At 73.6% G+C, this 17,533-nt stretch carries 11 protein-coding genes; 8 read left to right on the plus strand and 3 right to left on the minus strand.

Features of this window, described 5'->3' with window-relative positions; all coding sequences use genetic code 11:
* Positions 1-3 precede the first annotated feature (3 nt).
* The 7 genes from IPQ09_05430 to IPQ09_05460 are packed head-to-tail and all read left to right on the plus strand — an operon-like array spanning position 4 to position 13,339.
* A complete protein-coding gene (locus IPQ09_05430; protein ID MBL0193662.1) occupies positions 4-2,946 on the plus strand; it encodes a hypothetical protein in 2,943 nt (980 codons plus the stop codon).
* The gene (locus IPQ09_05435) at positions 2,943-5,144 is read left to right on the plus strand and encodes a cyclic nucleotide-binding domain-containing protein (protein MBL0193663.1); all 2,202 of its coding nucleotides are present in this window, start codon (positions 2,943-2,945) and stop codon (positions 5,142-5,144) included. The genes IPQ09_05430 and IPQ09_05435 overlap by 4 nt, the downstream gene beginning before the upstream one ends.
* Positions 5,141-7,246 carry an NAD(P)-binding domain-containing protein gene (locus tag IPQ09_05440; protein ID MBL0193664.1) on the plus strand — a complete coding sequence of 702 codons (2,106 nt, stop codon included), beginning with the start codon at positions 5,141-5,143 and terminating at the stop codon, positions 7,244-7,246. Before IPQ09_05435 ends, IPQ09_05440 begins: the two co-directional genes overlap by 4 nt.
* Before the next feature lie 44 nt (positions 7,247-7,290).
* A complete protein-coding gene (locus IPQ09_05445; protein ID MBL0193665.1) occupies positions 7,291-8,805 on the plus strand; it encodes a VWA domain-containing protein in 1,515 nt (504 codons plus the stop codon).
* A 44-nt stretch (positions 8,806-8,849) separates the two neighbouring features.
* A complete protein-coding gene (locus tag IPQ09_05450) occupies positions 8,850-10,211 on the plus strand; it encodes a ribonuclease H-like domain-containing protein (protein MBL0193666.1) in 1,362 nt (453 codons plus the stop codon).
* A 54-nt stretch (positions 10,212-10,265) separates the two neighbouring features.
* A complete protein-coding gene (locus IPQ09_05455) occupies positions 10,266-12,773 on the plus strand; it encodes a leucine--tRNA ligase (GenBank protein MBL0193667.1) in 2,508 nt (835 codons plus the stop codon).
* Positions 12,770-13,339 carry a hypothetical protein gene (locus tag IPQ09_05460; GenBank protein MBL0193668.1) on the plus strand — a complete coding sequence of 190 codons (570 nt, stop codon included), beginning with the start codon at positions 12,770-12,772 and terminating at the stop codon, positions 13,337-13,339. The genes IPQ09_05455 and IPQ09_05460 overlap by 4 nt, the downstream gene beginning before the upstream one ends.
* Positions 13,340-13,379: 40 nt before the next feature.
* Here the strand turns inward: IPQ09_05460 and lnt are convergent, their stop codons facing one another.
* Genes lnt through IPQ09_05475 form a run of 3 tightly spaced genes read right to left on the minus strand, consistent with a single transcriptional unit; the run spans position 13,380 to position 16,200 of the window.
* Positions 13,380-14,999, minus strand: a complete 1,620-nt coding sequence (lnt, locus tag IPQ09_05465) for an apolipoprotein N-acyltransferase (protein ID MBL0193669.1) — start codon at positions 14,997-14,999, stop codon at positions 13,380-13,382.
* An 8-nt stretch (positions 15,000-15,007) separates the two neighbouring features.
* Positions 15,008-15,577, minus strand: a complete 570-nt coding sequence (locus IPQ09_05470; GenBank protein ID MBL0193670.1) for a peptidylprolyl isomerase — start codon at positions 15,575-15,577, stop codon at positions 15,008-15,010.
* Positions 15,574-16,200 carry an FKBP-type peptidyl-prolyl cis-trans isomerase gene (locus tag IPQ09_05475; GenBank protein MBL0193671.1) on the minus strand — a complete coding sequence of 209 codons (627 nt, stop codon included), beginning with the start codon at positions 16,198-16,200 and terminating at the stop codon, positions 15,574-15,576. The genes IPQ09_05470 and IPQ09_05475 overlap by 4 nt, the downstream gene beginning before the upstream one ends.
* Positions 16,201-16,311: 111 nt before the next feature.
* On the opposite strand from IPQ09_05475, the gene IPQ09_05480 reads away from it, so the two are divergent.
* Positions 16,312-17,529, plus strand: a complete 1,218-nt coding sequence (locus IPQ09_05480) for a hybrid sensor histidine kinase/response regulator (GenBank protein ID MBL0193672.1) — start codon at positions 16,312-16,314, stop codon at positions 17,527-17,529.
* Positions 17,530-17,533 lie beyond the last annotated feature (4 nt).

The raw sequence follows: 17,533 nt of genomic DNA on the forward strand, positions 1-17,533 counted from the left end.
ACCGTGGTCCCGCCGCGAACGAGGGCGCCCGAGCCCGCCGAGCTCGCACCGCTCCCTCCGCGCGGCCGCGCGACGAGGGGCGCCCTCCCGGACGGCGCCATCTTCCACCGCCTCGGGGCGGCCGACGCGGCGCTCGCGCGGCGCGTCGCCAAGCTGGGCGCCGCGGGCGTCTTCGGGTGCGAGGCGGGCGGGGTCGACGACGCGGGGCCGTGGTTCCTGCTCACACCTCCAACACCCACACTGCGCGAGCGGCTGGAGGTCGGAGCGCTCCCGTCCGCGGAGGCGATCGTGCTCTTTCGTAGGCTCGCGGGCGCGCTCGCGGCGTGCGAGGCGGCCTCGCTGTTCCCGGGGCGCCTCCGCCCGCGCGACATCGGCGGCGAGGGAACGAGCACGTTCTTGCTGGCCGCGCCGCTCCTCTCTGCGTGGCTGGGAGAGACCCTCGCGACTGCACCGGAAGGGGCCTCGCTGTCGCGCTGGGACGCCCCCGAGCTGGCGGACGGCGCGGGCGCGAGCAGCGCCACGAACCGCTACGCCTTGGGCCTGGTCGTCTACAACGCCCTCGCCGGTCGTCACCCGTTCGGCGGGCTCGGCCTCCGCCACGCCCACAGCGCATCGCTGCGCGACGCGCCGCCCCTCCCGGAGCAGGTGGCCGGCGCGCTGTCGCCCGGCGTGCAGGCGCTGCTTCTCCGCGTCCTCGCGCCGAGCGCGGCCGATCGGCCTGCGTCCGCGACTGAGATAGTCAATCGACTTGATGAGCTCCTCTCGCCGGCGCGCCCGAGCCGCGCGCGCGTAAGGCCCGCCACGGCGCCGTCGCCGCGCCCCAAGGCGGCTCGGACCGAGCCTCGCAGCGGAGGCCGCGGCTTGCCGCGCGGGTGGGCAGCGCCGCTGGTGCTCGGGCTCGCGGGGCTTGCCGCGCTCGCGTCGCGCGCCGCCTCGCCCCCGGACGCGAGCGCCGTCGCCGCCGCGCCGCCTCCGCAGCCTCCGCGGCCCCTCTCGGTGACGCGCGCCGCCGACTGCGCGCCGTGCCACGCGCGCGAGGTGTCCGAGTGGGAGCGTTCGGTCATGGCGCACTCGGTGAAGAGCCCGCTCTTCGGCGCCCTGGAGAGCATCGTGGAGGAGCAGGCGGGGCGCGACGCGCGGTGTCCGAACGGCGCCGGGCTGCTCCGCCGTCGCGGCGCCGAGGTGTGCGCCGACCGCCGCTCGGGCGTCGTCATCACGGGCTCCGGCGGCGAGCACTGGTGCGTGAACTGCCACGCGCCGATGGAGGCGCAGAGCCCCTCGGTCGAGCCATGGACGGCGTTCTCGTCGCCGCGCGGCCGCGCGCCGCTGCGCGACGTGCTCCGCCCCGAGGCGCTCGAGGGCGTGTCGTGCGGCGCGTGCCACGCGACGGTCGGCCCCGTGGGTGCGCACGCCTCTGGCGCCCGCTACGAGGGGAACCCCACGTGGATCTCGACCGCCACGGGCGCGCTGTTCCTCGCGAGACCCGAGGACGCGCAAGGCCGGAGCGGCATCGGCAACAGCGGCTACCGGCTCGAGCCCTCGTCTCTCCTCGGCGAGACCACGGGCGCCCGCCCGCACCGCGCGTCGAGCCCGGAGGCGCTCGCGTACCGCCGGTCGAGCGAGTTCTGCGGGGCGTGCCACGACGTCCGGCTCTTCGGCACCGACGCGGTGGCGCGCAGCTCGGGAGACCACTTCAAGCGTCTTCGCAACGGCTACTCGGAGTGGCGGGCGTGGGCCAACGCCGAGGCCGCGAGCGGGCGGCGCGCGGCCACCTGTCAGGACTGCCACATGAGCCTGTTCCCGGGCGTGTGCCTCCCGACCTCCGACGCGGGCGCGCCCGGGCCCGGGTGCCCGCCGGGCACGCGGCTCTCCCCGCGCGCTCCAGGTGAGTACGCGACAGGCCTCGTGGCGCCCTCCTCGGCGCGCCCCGAGCGCCTGTATTCGCACACGTTCTCCAGCGTCGACGTCCCGCTGACCCCGTCGTTCCCGGAGCGGTTCGCGGCCGGCGCCACGCTCGACGCGCGCGGCGTGCCGCTCGGGCTGCGCGCCCGTCGCGACATGCTCCTCGCGCGCACGTTCCGGTTCGAGGTAGGCGCTGCGAGGCGGAGCGGCCGCGCGCTCGAGATCCCGATCGTGCTCGAGAACACCGGCGCCGGGCACCGGGTCCCCGCGGGCTTCAGCCAGGAGCGCGAGGTGTGGGTCGAGCTCCGCGTGACCGACGGCGCGGGGCGCGAGGTGTACCAGGTCGGGGGACTCGACGACCCGCGCGCCGATCTCCGCGACAAGCGCTTCCTCCGGATTACGGCCCGAGAGACCTCGTTCGACTCCGACGGGCGGCCGCTCGGTCTCTTTGGCGCCGACGTCGCCGATGGCCCCGACCTGCCGGAGTGGTCGCCGAACCCGCGCGCCGGCGGTACGCGCTTTCGCGGCAAGGGTCTCATCAATCTGCAGAACGGCTTCCTGCGCTGCGTGCGCTGCATCGGCGTGATCGACGCGCGGGGTCGCTGCCAGCCGGGCCCTGGGCAGGGCCGCACTCGCGCCGACCGGTACGACGACGGCGTGTACGATCAAGACACCGGCGAGTGCCGGTCGAACCTCTCGGGCGGCGAGGAGCTCTTCGAGACCTACTTCCCCGTCGGCTCTCTCGACGCCGAGCGCGGTGTGTTCAAGGCGCCCGACGCGATCGTCGACACGCGCTCCGCGCCGCCCGGAGCGCCGCTCGAGTACACCTACGTGCTCGATACGGGCGCGCGCACGGGCCCGTTCCAGGTCGAGGCCCGCCTCCGCTTCCGCAGCTTCCCGCCCTTCCTCGTGCGGGCGTTCGCGGCCTACGAGGAGGCGCAGGCCGCCCGCGGTGCGCGCCCGAGCGGTGCGCAGGTCACGCTCGACATGCTCGAGCGGGTCGAGGTGCTCGAGCTCGCGCGCGCGACGACGAGGATCGAGTGAGCGAGCCGTGGCCCGAGGTCGTGTGGTCGTCGCCGCTGCTCCGCGGGCTCGACGCGCGCGGGCGTCGAGAGGTCGCGGCGGCCGGCGCGCTGCTCGAGCGCGCCCCAGGCGAGGCGCTCTTCACCGAGGGCGCCCCCGCCGACGCGCTCTTCGTGATCCTCGAGGGCGAGGTCGGTCTCTCGGCGCTCGGCCGGGGGAAGGCGGTCGCGAGGATCGAGCGCCGCATGCGGCCCGGCGACGCGCTGGGCGAAGAGGCGCTGCTGGGCCCGCACGCGGTCCGTGACGGCGACGCTGTCGCGACCCGCCGGGTGGTCGCAGCCAGCGTGCCCTGCGTCGTGCTCACTCGGGCGCTCGTGCGCGCGGGGGGCGCAGAGCTCGAGGCGCGCACCTCGCGCGCCGTCCGGCGGAGGCTCCTCGAGCGGCGGCTCGCGGTCTCGGGCCTCACAGCCGGGCTCGGCGACGGGCCAGTGGGAGAGCTCCTGGACATGGCCGAGCATCGCGACGTCGCTCGCGGCGAGGTCGTGTTCGGGGCGGGCGAGCGCGCGCGCGCCCTCGTCTTCGTGCTCGACGGGCTGCTCTCGACCCACGAGATCGACGACGGAGGCAAGCTCGCGCCGGTCGGCTACGTGGGCCGCGGCGACCTGTTCGACCCGGGCGCGGGGCCGCTCCCGGTCACGCTCGCCGGGGCCGGCCCTTCGGCCGTCGCGCTGTTCCCGGCCGCAGGGCTCGCGCGAGCGTTCGCCGGCCGAGAGGACGCCATCGCCGCCGTGGGCCGCGGCGCGCTGCCCGCGCGGATCGAGGTCGACGGGGGCACGACGGCGCATGTTGTCAAGGATCTTTACCGTGTGCAGATCGCGGGCTCGCTGCTGGTCATCGACCCGAGCTCATGCGTGCGGTGTGGCCACTGCGTCTGGAGCTGCGGCGCCGCGCACGAAGACGGCGTGCCGCGCCTCACGCGTCGCGGCGACAAGCTCCTCGTGCCCACGTCGAGCGGGGCGTCGCCCCTGTTCCTCCCGAACAGCTGCCAGCACTGCAAGAACCCGGCGTGCCTGAAGGAGTGCCCGACCGGCGCCATCGTGCGCGACGGCCGAGGCGAGGTGAAGATCCGCGAGGAGCTCTGCACCGGCTGCGGCAACTGCGCCCGAGGGTGCCCGTGGGAGAACATCCAGGTCGTCCCGAGGTCGCCGCGAAGGCCCGCGGTGGCCGGCAGCGAGGACGTGGCGCGGGTCGCGAGCGGCGTGGCCGTGGCCTTCCCCGACGTCGCGGTGAAGTGCGATCTCTGCGAGGGGCTCGCCGGCGGCCCGGCGTGCGTCGCCTCGTGTCCCACGGACGCGATCGCGCGGCTCGATCCGCTCGCGTCGGGGGTGGCGAGCGTCGCCCCGGGGCCGCTCCTCCCGCCGCCGCGGCCCGCGTGGCCGTGGGTGGTCGCGGGCGTCCCGGCCGCGCTCGCCCTGTCGCGGCTCGCGCTCTCACCGCGGACCTCGGGCGCGCTCGCGCTCGCGCTCTCCGCGGTGGCCGCGGGATACGTCGCGGCCAAGCGTGTCTCTCCGCGGGCCGGCGCGGGCGCAGGCGCCGTGCGCTCACGCCTGCGCCCCCACTACGTGGGCCACCTCGTCGTGGGCGTCCTCACCCTGGGGGCGGTCGCGGCCCACGCGCGCGCGGTCGCGGCGCCGCACGCCGCCGGCGGCGCCGCGCTGGTGCTCTGGCTGGTGGCCGCGGTCACCGGTGGGCTGGCGGCCCTTTTGTATCGGCTGGTGCCGAGCCGGATCGCGAGGCTCGAGCGCGAGGCCACGCTGCCCGAGGACCTCGCGCCGGCGCGCGAGGAGAACAGCCGGGCCGTGTTCCGCGCGCTGTCTGGCCGCTCGGAGCTGGTAAAGCGCCTTTACGATAAGGTCCTGGCACCCTACCGCCGTCAGCCGCTCGGCGGGGTAGCGCTCGCGCTCTCGGGGCGCTCGGTGGGCGCGGAGGAGCGGCGCGTGCGGAAGGACATCGACGGGCTGCTCGAAGGGCGAGGGCAGGGCAAGCTCGAGGGGACAGGCGCACTGGTCCGCCTCGCCGTCGAGGCGCGCGCCCTCGACGCGCGCGCGGGCCTCGGAGGGCTCCTCCGAGCGTTCGTCCCGGCGCACGTCGCCGCGGTCGCCGCGTTCCTCGTGGTGGCGGTGGTGCACGCGTGGCTCTCGTGGAGGAGCGGGCCTTGAAGCGGACACCCGCGCGCGCGTTGGGTCGATCCGTCGCGCCCACCTCTGACACGACCCGCGTGCGCGCGGGCGCGCTCGTCGCGGCCGCCGCGGCGCTCGGGGCGGGCGCGGGGCTCGCGGTCAGCGCCTGGAGCGGGAGCGCGGCGCCCGAGCGCGCGCTCGCGTCGCCACACGTACGCGCGAAGATCGCCTGCGCCGCGTGCCACGCGGATCGCGGTGCCGAGCGCCCCGCCGCGGCGACCTGCACGCCGTGCCACGTCACCACGCTCCATGCCTCGACCCGCGCGCCCCACCGGGCGCTGGTCGCCAAGGGGGCGCTCTCGTGCGCGACCTGCCACCCGGCTCACGCGGGGTTCCAGGGCGTGACGTTCGCGGCCAGGGGCGGCGAGCGATGGGGCGCCGGCGCGACCCTCCCCGTCGCGCGGGATGCGGCGACCCCCGCGGGGCAGACCGTGCCGCTCGTGGCGCTCGCCGCGTGCACGCGCTGCCACGCCGTTGGCGATCCGCGCGATCCCACGGCGCGGTGCCTGCCGCCGGTGTCGGCGCGTGGCCCGAGCTGGGCGGTCACACCGAGCCTCTGCTTCGATGAGCACGCGGTGGTGACCGACGCCCCGCGCGCGTCGGCGGGGAAGTGTGGAGCTCAGCACGGCGACGCGCACCTCGCGGCCGTCGAGCTCGCGGGCGACGTCGCCCGCACGACGGCCTGGCAGGCTGAGGCCCCGAACCGGCGCGGCCTGCTCTGGCCGCCGGCCCTCGCGGGGCTGTTCGCGTTGATCGCCCTCGGCGTCGCGTCTCGGCGTGCGCCCGTACGCCCGACTGCGCCATCGAAGCTGCCCTCGGTCGAGGCGCGGCGAAAGCTGCCGCGGATCGACGCGTCCACGTGCCTCGGCTGCAACGCGTGCGTCGAGGCTTGCCCGTTCGAGGTGCTCGAGCTCGACTCCTACGTCGCCCGCGTCGCCCGGCCCGAGGAGTGCTGCGGCGTCGTGCTCTGCGAGCAGGTGTGCCCCAACGGGTCGCTCACCGTCGGCGAGGGAGACCTCATCGAGGGGCGCGTTGAAATCGACGAGCGCCTCCAGAGCGCCGCCGTCCCTGGCGTCTACCTCGCGGGCGACCTCACCGGCGTACCGCTCATCAAGAACGCGATCGCCCAAGGGGATCGCGTGGCGCGAGCGGTCCACGAAGACCTGCGCAAGGCGCCGCGCGCGCGCGCTCGCGTGGACGCCGACCTCGTCATCGTGGGCGGAGGCCCCGCGGGCCTCGCGGCGGCGCTGCGGGCGAAGGAGCTCGGGCTCGCGTGCGTCGTGCTCGAGCAGGGCTCGGTGGCGGCCAGCGTCCGCAGCTTCCCTCGCGGCAAGCTCGTCCACGATCCGCCGCTCACGCTGCCGGTCGAGGGAGATCTCTGGCTCGCGGAGGCGACCAAAGAGGAGCTCGTCGCCCAATGGGAGCGCATCGTCCGCGTGCGAGGCCTCGAGGTCCGAGAGGGCCACCGCGTGCGCGCAGCGTCGCGCGACGAGGACGGTGTCTTCTGCGTGGAGGTCGAGGTCGACGGTCAGGCGCTCACGCTCCGCGCGCGCCGCGTGCTCCTCGCGATCGGGCGGCGAGGCACGCCGCGCACCCTGCCGCTCGAGCTCGGCGCGGGTGTCCTCGAGAAGATCCACTACAGCCTGGCCGACGCCGCGTCGTTCGCGCAGGCCCGCGTGGTGGTCGTGGGCCTCGGCGACTCGGCGATGGAGGCCGCCCTCGCGCTCTCGCGCCAGCCCGGCGCCCGCGTCACGGTCGTGGCTCGCGCCACGTCGTTCACGCGCGGGCGGGCGCGGACGGTCGCGGAGCTCCGGCGAGCGCTCGAGTCGCGCCGGCTCGACGTCCACTTCGGCACGCGGCTCGTCGCCGTGGGCCGTACGAGCGCGACGCTGGAGGACCTCGCGAGCGGGAAGCGAGAGTCGCTCGGAAACGACGCCGTCTTCGTGATGATCGGCGGGCTCCCCTCGTGGGACCTGCTGGAGCGCGTCGGCGTCGTCCCGCGTCGCGAGCCGCCGCCGAGCGAGCGACATGGAGAGGCCGAGAGGGCCGACGGGGCCGACCCTGAAACGCCGCCCCGCTGAGATCTTTTCGCGGCGCGGCGCGTACAAGCGGGCTCGGAGGAGTGATGAAGCGGAGAACCCTGGCTATCCTGTCCTTGGCCTGCGTCCTGGCGTCGAGCGCCGCGGCGTTCGCGGTGCCCCTCCCCGATCGGGCGCCCGCGCTCGCCGGCCCGGATGTCGCGCTCTTGCCTCAGTCGGGGTCGGGCGAAGCCACCCGTAGCGCGAGGCCGGCCCAGTTCTCGGCAGGTGAGACCCTGCTCCTCGATGCTCGGCTCGGTCACGAAGTCCTCGGCCAGCGGGGCTCCGGCGAGACCTACCTCTTCGCGCAGGTCACGGGCGCCGACAAGGCTACCGATCGCGCCTCCGCGCCCCCCGTGAACCTCGGCATCGTCATCGACAAGTCGGGCTCCATGAAGGGTGAGCGCATCGCCAACGCGCTGAGCGCCGCGGTGCTCGCGGTCGAGCGCATGCGCGACGGCGACAAGGTCACGGTCGTGAGCTTCGCCGTCGCCTCGGAGGTGGTCGTCCCGCCCACGGTGATCGGCCCCGATACCCGCGCGGGCATCGAGGCGCGCATCCGAGGGATTCGCCTCGGCGGCGACACCTGCATCTCCTGCGGGCTCGAGTCGGCCATGCACGAGCTCATGAAGTCGCCGGCGGGCACCGACCAGGTGAGCCGCATGCTGCTCTTGTCGGACGGAGCTACGAACGCAGGAATCCGCGACGTCCCAGGGTTGCGGAGCCTCGCGGGGCGCATGCGGGACCGCGGCTGCTCGATCAGCACGATCGGCGTCGACGTCGACTTTGACGAGAAGGTGATGGCCGCCATCGCGAACGAGGCGAGCGGCCGGCACTACTTCGTTCGCGACGCCGCCGGCTTGCCCAACATCTTTGCGGAAGAGTTCGAGTCGCTGGTCGCCTCCGTCGCGCGCGACAGCGAGCTCGTGGTCACCCTCGCTCCGGGCGTCGAGGTCGAGCAGGTGTTCGATCGGGCGTTTCGCCGCCAGGGCGATCGCTTGATCATCCCGTTCGGCTCGGTCTCGCGCGCGCAGCAGAAGACCGTGCTCATCAAGCTCCGCGTCCCCGTCGGCTCTGTCGGCCTGCAGCCCGTCGCCGACATGAAGCTCGCGTTCCGCGATCTCGTCCTTCGCACCGACGGCGCCTCCACCGGGGCGCTGTCGCTCGAGGTCCGCGCCGGTGCCAGCGACCCGAGCCTCGACCCCTTCGTGGCCGCGCGGCTCGAGCGGAGCCGCACCGCCCAGAGCCTCACGCAGGCGAACCTCCTCTTCGAGGCTGGAAATGTGCTCGCAGCCCGCGCCGCCCTCGCCGATCGCCGCACGGAGCTGAAGAAGGCCGAGAAAATCGCGCTCGCCGACCCGTTCGCGCAGGCCCCTCGCGCGGCGCGCCCACTGAACCGTGATTTCGACGAGCAGCTCGGCGCGGTGGCCAACGCGGAGGCGTTCGGCGGCGACAAGGCCGCCACGGGTGGAGCGCCGCGCGCGGCGCCCGCGCCGGCCTCGCCTGCCGGGAAGGGCGCCGTCCGCCACAACCAGGCGGCGGCCTCGGAGCTCGCCTTCTAGACGCGCCACTGGACTGTACAAGTGCGCAGCGGTACGCTCGCGCGATGAGCGCTCGACTCCGCGGCAGGCTCTCCCGGCTCGCGCCGCCCGCGCAGCCGGGGCTCGGGGCCTCGCCGGCCACCGCGGAGCCGCCGTGCGACGACGAAGCGCTCGGCCTTGTGCCGCCCGCGTCGCGAGAGCGTAGCCTCTCGTCCACGCGGCCTACGCTCGACGAGCTGCGCGAGCGAATGGCCCAGGTGCTCGGTCGGGTCGAGCCCGCGCGCGTCGCGCCCGCGGTCGACCTGCCGGAGCTGCCTTTCCTCGCCGAAGAGACCCCCCACGGGACCATCCACGTTCGCGCGCGCCGGCTCTCGGCCGCCCACCGCGTGGGGCACGTCGGCCTCGCGCCCGCGGGCGTGGCGCGGCCCGAGGTGCTCGCGCTCCTCGCGCTCGACCCCTCGCTCGCCCTCGCGTCGCCACGCAAGGCGCTCTACCTCGACACCGAGACCACCGGCCTGTCGGGCGGCACGGGCACGGTGGCGTTCCTCGTGGGCCTCGCCTACTGGGACGCCGGGTGGATCACAGAGCAGCTCCTCGTCCGCGAGCTCGGCGAGGAGGCCCCGATGCTCGCGCGCGTCGCCGAGCGCCTCGCCGAGGCCGAGCTGCTCGTGACCTTCAACGGAAAGAGCTTTGATCTTCCGCTCTTACGTACACGTTTCGTGCTCGCGGGGCTGCCGCTTCCGCCCGAGCCGCCGCACCTCGACCTCGTGCACGTGGCGCGAAGGCTGCACCAGGCCCGTGGCTTCCCGTGCAAGCTCACGCAACTCGAAGAGCACGTGCTCGGCTTCGTGCGGGTCGACGACGTGCCCTCGGGCGAGGTCGCGGCGCACTACCTCCATTTTCTCCGCACAGGCGACACGCGCGGCCTGGTCGGCGTGGTCGATCACAACGGCTGGGACGTGGAGACGATGATCGCGCTGGTCGCGCTCTACGGCGAGCCGCTCGCGGAGACGCGCCTCGGGCCGAGCGAGCTCGTCGGCCTCGCGCGCACGCTGCGCCGGTCCGAGCGCCAGGACGAGGCGCTCCTCTTCGCCGACCGCGCCGTTCGCGAGGGGGCCGGGGCGCCCGCGCTTCGTGCGAGGGCGGAGCTCCAGAAGAGCCGCGGCGATCGCGAGGCGGCCCTCGCCGACTTCGAGCGCCTCGCCGCCGAGCTCGACTGCCCGCGCGCGCGCCTCGAGCTCGCGAAGCTCTACGAGCACCTCCGCAAGGCCCCCGCGCGCGCGCTCGAGGTCCTCGCGCAGGGCACGAGCGAGGCGCCCGCGTCCGCGGAGAAGCGGCGCGAGCGCCTGCGACGCAAGGTGGCTCGCGCCGGCGACGACGGCCCGCTCTTCGCGCGAGGAGCCACGCGCGAGGCCAAGCGGCGCTGAGCTCCCCGGCCGCGCGGCGCTCTCTCGCCCTGCAGGTTGTGGTAAATGCGCGGCATGATCGACCCCAGCGAAGACCGCTACGACCCGTCCGCCATCGAGCCCAAGTGGCAGCGATTCTGGGAGGAGCGGGGCACGTTCGTCGCGAAGCGCCGCCCGGGCCGAGAGAAGGCCTACGTGCTCGACATGTTCCCGTACCCCTCCGGCGCGGGGCTCCACGTGGGCCACCCCGAGGGGTACACGGCGACCGACATCGTGTGCCGCCACAAGCGCATGCGCGGGGTCGACGTGCTCCACCCCATGGGGTGGGACGCGTTCGGGCTCCCGGCCGAGCAGCACGCGATCCGCACGGGCACGCACCCGCGCGCGACCACCGCCGGCAACATCGAGAACTTCCGCCGTCAGCTCAAGGCGCTCGGCTTCAGCTACGACTGGTCGCGCGAGGTCGACACCACCGATCCGGGCTACGTGCGGTGGACCCAGTGGATCTTCCTGCAGCTCTATAAGCGTGGCCTCGCGTTTCAGCAGTCGGACATGCCGGTCAACTGGTGCCCCGCGCTCGGCACCGTGCTCGCGAACGACGAGATCGTCGACGGCAAGAGCGAGGTCGGCGGCTTCCCGGTGGAGCGCCTGAAGATCCGCCAGTGGTCGCTGCGCATCACCGAATACGCCGATCGCCTCGCGGCCGACCTCGCCGCGCTCGACTGGCCCGAGACGAAGCAAAAGCAGCTCCACTGGATAGGCCGAAGCGAGGGTGCGATCGTCGACTTCGCGATCGACGGCGAACCCGGCGCCAACCACACGGTGAAGGTGTTCACCACCCGCGTCGACACGCTCGCTGGCGCAACCTACGTCGTGCTCGCGCCGGAGCACCCGCTCACCACGGCGCTGGCGAGCCCCGCGCAGCGCGACGAGGTGCTCGCTTACGTCGCCGCGGCGGCCGCCAAGAGCGACATCGACCGCTCCGACGCGACCCGCGAGAAGACCGGCGTCGCGCTCGGCGTGAGCGCGAAGAACCCGCTGAACGGCGAGCTCGTGCCGGTGTGGGTGGGCGACTACGTCATCGGGAGCTACGGCACCGGCGCGGTCATGGCCGTGCCGGCGCACGACGAGCGCGATCACGCGTTTGCTGTAAAATACAAGCTCCCGATCGTCGGCGTGATCGCCCCCGCGGACGGCCGCGCCGTCGACGTGCAGGCCGAGGCTTACACCGACGACGGCGTGACGAACGAGGCGGCGCGCGCGCGGTCGCTATGCCCGCTACCCGCGGGGACGTCGAGCGACGAAGCGCGTCGCGCGGTGACCGCGTGGCTCGCCGCTCAGGGGCGGGGTGAGGCTCGCGTGACCTATCGCCTGCGCGACTGGGTGTTCTCTCGCCAGCGCTACTGGGGTGAGCCCATCCCAATCTACTTCCCGGTGCGGTGCGACGGCGATCCTCGCGCGCCCGGGGCCGCCTACGAGATCGACTACGCGACGCCGATCCCGGTGCCCGAGAGCGAGCTGCCGCTCGTGCTCCCCGATCTCGAGGACTTCAAGCCCGGCACCGATCCCGCCGGACCGCTCGCCCGCGCGGCCGATTGGCGCTTCTTCCAGCAGGACGGCGCGTGGTTCGCACGCGAGACCAACACGATGCCGCAGTGGGCGGGCTCGTGCTGGTACTACCTGCGCTTCCTCGACCCCGCGAACACGACGGCCGCGTGGAGCCAAGAGGCCTACGACGCGTGGATGCCGGTCGACCTCTACATGGGCGGCGCCGAGCACGCCGTGCTCCACCTCCTCTACGCGCGCTTCTGGCACAAGGTGCTCTTCGACGTCGGGCTCGTCTCCCATGGCGAGCCGTTCACGCGGCTCGTACACCAGGGCCTCATCCTCGGCGAAGACAGCCAGAAGATGAGCAAATCCCGCGGGAACGTGGTGAACCCCGACGACGTGGTGAAGAGCCACGGGGCCGACTCGCTGCGCCTCTACGAGATGTTCATGGGCCCGCTCGAGGCGGTGAAGCCCTGGCAGACCAGCGGCATCGAGGGCGTGCGGCGCTTCCTCGATCGCGTGTGGAACGTGGCCACGGGGGAGCTCACCGACGATCCGTCGGCCTACGACCAGGCGACGCGTCGGGCCGTCCACAAGACCGTGAAGAAGGTCGGCGACGACATCGAGGCGCTTCGCTTCAACACGGCGATCAGCGCGATGATGATCCTCGTGAAGGCCCTCGGCGCGCTGCCGGCGGTCCCGCGCGAGGCGGCGAGGGTGCTCGTGCTGCTCGTGTCGCCGTTCGCGCCGCACCTCGGCGAGGAGCTGTGGTCTCGCCTCGGCGCGACCGAGTCGCTCGCGTACGAGCCGTGGCCCACGTTCGACGCCGCGCTCGTGCGCGACTCCGAGATCGAGATCGGCGTGCAGGTGAACGGCAAGGTGCGCTCGGTCATCACGCTCGAGGTGGACGCCACCGAGGAGACCGCGCGCGCCGTGGCGCTCGAGGACGCGAAGGTGCGCGCGTTCATCGGCGACAAGTCCGTGAAGAAGTTCATCTACGTGAAGGGCAAGATCGTGAACGTCGTCGTCGCGTGAGCGCGCCCCGGCAGACGGTGCTGGCGCTGGCGCTCGCGCTCGCGAGCTGCTTCGGGTGCGGAGCGTGCGGCTACCGCCCGCTCGCGGCGCATGGCGCGGGCGATCAGCGCCTCTTCGTGGTCGCCGGGGCTCGTACGGTCCCGGCGGCGCGCGCCCACGACGCCCTCGTCGTGGCGACCGCGGGGCGGCTCGCGGAGGCCGGCGAGCTCGCGGGCGGCGCGGGGTACCCAAGGCTCGAGGTGGAGCTCGTGCGCATCGACGAGACCGCGGAGGCGCTCGCCCCGAGCGGCGAGAGGCCGCTGGCTCGCGGCCTCCGGATCACGGCCACCGGTCGCGCCCGTGTGCTGCGCGGGCCGTCCGAAGAGCCCGCGTTCGACACCGGCGACATGAGCGCTCACGCCTTCGTGAGCGCCGGCGGCGCGGGGACGGCGGGCTCGGCCGCCTCGTCGCTCGCGCTACGCGACGAGGCCGCGGCGCTGGCCGCGCGCGCTCTCGGCCGAAGGCTCGCCGAGCGTGTCCTGGGGCTGCCGTCGCCGTCGGACGAGGGCAGGGGCGCCGATCTCTAGTCGCCTAGGCCGTGTACGCGTAACCATTGGATAGTAAGCCTCAATCCTTCTTCAGGAGGCCCGGCAACGGCCGCAGGGCGAAGCCGAACATCAGCAGCGTGACGAGCAGCCAGGGCACGTCGCCCAGGAACGCGTAGACGGTCTGGCCGCGCATGAAGTGGACGACCGTGTCGACGGTGGCGGGCTTGAACGTGGGCGTGTGCGCCATCGTCCGGCCGACCGGATCGACGATGGCGCTCACGCCGCTGTTGGTCGCGCGCACCAGGTACCGGCGGTGCTCGATCGCCCGGAATTTCGCGAGCGCGAGGTGCTGCCACGGCTCGAGCGTGTCGCCGAACCAGGCGTCGTTCGTGATGTTCACTAGCAGATCGGGGTCCTCCTGGTTCACGAGGTCGCTCGTGAACCGCGGGAGAATGTCCTCGTAGCAAATGAGGGTGCCGAGCTTGTAGTCCTTGCCGCCGCGCGAGAAGAGCAGCGGCCGAAACTCTTTGCCCTTCGAGAAGCGCCCGCTGTTCGGCGACCACTTGTGAAGGATCGGCAGCTCCTCGCCGAAGGGGAGGTACTCGCCGAACGCGAGGAGGTAGTGCTTGTCGTAGCGCGCCGTGATGTCGCCCTGCGCGTTCGACGAGAGCGCCGTGTTGAACCAGCGTTCGCGATCGGGATCGCTCCGGTAGACCACCGCGCCGAACACCATGGGAACGCCCGCGCCGGCCGAGACGCGGTTCTTCATGAACGCCTCGTGCACGTTCTCCGGCACGGCGAACGTGACCGACGACTCGCTCCACACGACGAGCTCGGCGCCCTTCTGACGGAGCTCCTGGGTGAGCCGCTTGTGGCGGCGGAGCCCCTCGGCGGGGTCCTCGCGCTTCTGCATGAGCCCGAGGTTGCCCTGGACGATGCCCACGTGGAGCGGCTCCGACGCCGCGGCCCGTGCGTCAACCGAGCCGATGCGCACCGCGCCGTAGAGCACCGTGGCCGCGAGCCCGCCCGCGCCGATGCCCACGATGCGTCGCGACATGGGCCGCGCCTCCAGTCGCGCGACCACGAGCTCGGCCAACGCGAGGTTCGCGCCGATGAGCGCGAGCCCGACCAGGATGGGCCCACCGAGATCGGCCACCTGAGCGAGCGCGGGCGTGTCGTGCGCGACGCCGCCGAAGTACCACGTGAAGAGCACGGGGAAGGTGAGCTCGGCCGCCACGAACGTGCCCGCGAACGCCAGCGCCGGGGCGACGCCGCGCTGGGTGACGCGCGCGAAGAGCCACGCGTGGAGCGCGCTCCGGCCGCCCTGGAAGGCCGCGACCACGAGCACGAAGAACGCGCAGATGGGCGCCGGAAAGCCGCTGAAGGTCTTCAGCATCGACATGAGCCAGTAGAAGCCCGTCGCGTTCATGGTCGTGCCCTGGAGCAGACCGAGCCACGCCGCGCGGCGGGGTGTCTGGCCGAGCAGCACGACGTAGAACGGCACGAACGCCACGATCGCGAGCGGCCACAGGTTCACGCCCGGAAACGCGAGGAAATACAGCAGCCCCGAGAGGAACGCGCCCGCGGCGGCGAGGCCCGTGGGGAGCGGCCGGTCGGCGAGTGTACGGCGGTCGTTCGACGACGGCGCCGCGGTCGGCGGCGGCGCCGCGGGTGGCGAAGCAGGTTCGGATGCGCTCACGGCGGGGCTCACTCGGTGCGGAGGATGACGTGGAAGCCGAACGGCGTCTCGACGACGTCGGAGAGCTGGCCGACGCGCATGCGAAAGGCGACCTCCTCGAACGCGGGCACCATGCGTCCGCGGCCGAAGCGGCCGAGCGCGCCTCCGCGCCCCGCGGCGCCTGGCTCGTCCGAGTACTCGGTGACGAGCCGCGTGAAGCTCTCGCCGCGTCGAGCGCGCACGAGGACCTTCTGCGCGAGCGCCTCGGCTTGTTCACGCGTGCGCACGACCGAGGCGGGCGCACGCTCGGCGCCAAGGAACTGCACGAGGATGTGACGCGCCCCGATCTCCTTCGGGAGCGTGGTGCCGGGCGGGGCGAGCTCCATGGGAGGTGCCTCGCTCGACGGCGCGGGCGTGCCTCCGGTCTCCGGCGTGGCGCCGGGGGCCGTGGGCGCGCCAGAGGCTGCAGGGGCCTCCGGGGCGGGCGAGCGGGCCAACGAGGTCTCACCGTCGGGCGTCGCGAGCTGCACGGGCGCGGACCCGCAGGCCGCGAGCAGGAGGGCGGTCGACGGCAGGAGCCAGCCTCCTGCGCGGGTCATTTCTTCCCGCCGGGCCGATCGTGGCCGGGGTGGGCTGGCGCTCCTTCTGGATTCTTCTTGATCTCCAGGAGCTCGACCTCGAACAGCAGCGTCGAGTTCGGCGGGATGACCGGCGGGGCGCCGCGCGCGCCGTAGGCCTTGGAGGGCGGGATGACGAGCTTTCGCTTGCCGCCCGGCTTCATGCCGGCCACGCCCTCGTCCCACCCCTTGATGACCTGGCCCTGGCCGAGCGGAAAATCGAAGGGTTTCCCGTGCTTGCGCGAGGCGTCGAACTCCTTGCCGTCGACCAGGGTGCCGACGTAGTGCACCGACACCACGTCGCCAGCCTTCGCCTCCGGGCCCTTGCCGACGACGACGTCGGTCTTCTTGAGCGGCTCCTCGGGGGCGGCCGGCTTGTCGGCGGGCTTGGGCGCGGGACGGTCCGCGGCCTTCGCCGTGCCTTCGGGCTGAGCCGGCTCTGCCTTGGCGGCGGGGCCGGGGTCCTTCGTGACCGTGATGGGCTCGTCGGGCGCGGGGGCCGTGAGGTTCGAGCAGCCGACGAGCGCGAGCGCCACGAGCGCAGCGGGGAGGCGGAGCGGGCGGCGGACGTGAGCGGGGGCGCGAGGGGGAGTGTCTGCGATCATGGGCAGGCGCACCGTACCCGGCTCTGCGATGAAGTAAAGAGCCAGGCGGCCCTCGCGCTGCCCGATCGCGCGGTGGATCCATGGGGTATACGTCGAGAGAGGTCCGCCGCCATGGCCCGCGTGCTGCACATCGAAGACGACCCTCGCAACCGGCTGCTGGTCCGCAAGCTGCTGCTGGCGGAGGGGCACGAGGTCGTCGACGCCGTGGACGGCCTCGAGGGCGTACGCCTCGCCCTCGCGGAGCGACCGGATCTCGTCCTGGTCGACATCAACCTGCCGGGCCTCGACGGCTACGAGGTCACCCTCCGCCTGCGCACCGAGCCCTCCCTCGCGAGGGTGCCCATCATCGCGATCACCGCCGAGGGCGATCGCGACACCACCGTGGCCGTCGGCTGCGACGGGTTCCTCGAGAAGCCCATCGACGCGCGCCGTTTCGGCGAAGAGGTCGGTCGCTATCTGAAGGGCTTTCGCCCCAGCATGGTCTCGTTCTCCGACGCGACCGGCGAACGCCTGCGCATGCAGAGCGGTCGCATCGTCGCGCACCTCGAGGAGAAGGTGGCGGAGCTCTCGCACGCGAACGAGCGGCTCCGCGAGCTCGATCGGCTGCGGGTGGAGTTCTACCGGAACGTGTCGCACGAGCTCGCGACCCCGCTGACGCCGCTCGTCGGGTATCTGCGCATGCTCGCCGATGAGGAGCTCGGCGACGTCAACAAGGCGCAGGCGAAGGCGCTCCGCGCGATGGAAGACTCGGTGCGGCGGCTGCGCGGCGTGCTCGACAACCTCGTCGACGTCACGGCCCTCGAGACCGGGCACATGCGCTTCTTTTGCAAGGAGTACGACTTCGCCGACACCGTACGGCGCACGATCGCGCAGCACGCCGAGCGGTTCCACGAGCGACGCATCACGCTCCTCGAGGAGCTCCCGCGGGGCGGCCTGCCGGGCTCCTCGGACCCAGACCGGCTCGCGCGCGCGATGGGGCAAATACTCGATAACGCAGTAAAATTCAGCCAAGATGGAGGCATCGTCGGGGTGGCCGTGCGCGCCCACGAGTCCACCTACGAGCTGGTCGTGGCCGACACGGGCGACGGCGTACCGCCCGACCGGGCCGCGCGCATCTTCGACGCCTTCTACCAGGTCGACGGCTCGCCCACGCGCGCGCACGGCGGCGTCGGGGTGGGGCTCGCGATCGCCCGGCGCGTCGCGCGCGGGCTCGGCGGCGATCTCCGGCTGCTCGCGGAGGGGGCCACCATCGAGGGGATGTTCCTCGGCGGCGCGGCGTTCAGCCTGACCGTCGCGAAGCGCGCGCCCGAGCTCGTCGGCGCTCCATGAGCGC

The sequence above is a fragment of the Myxococcales bacterium genome, from assembly GCA_016720545.1.
Lineage (GTDB): Bacteria > Myxococcota_A > Polyangia > Polyangiales > Polyangiaceae > JAAFHV01.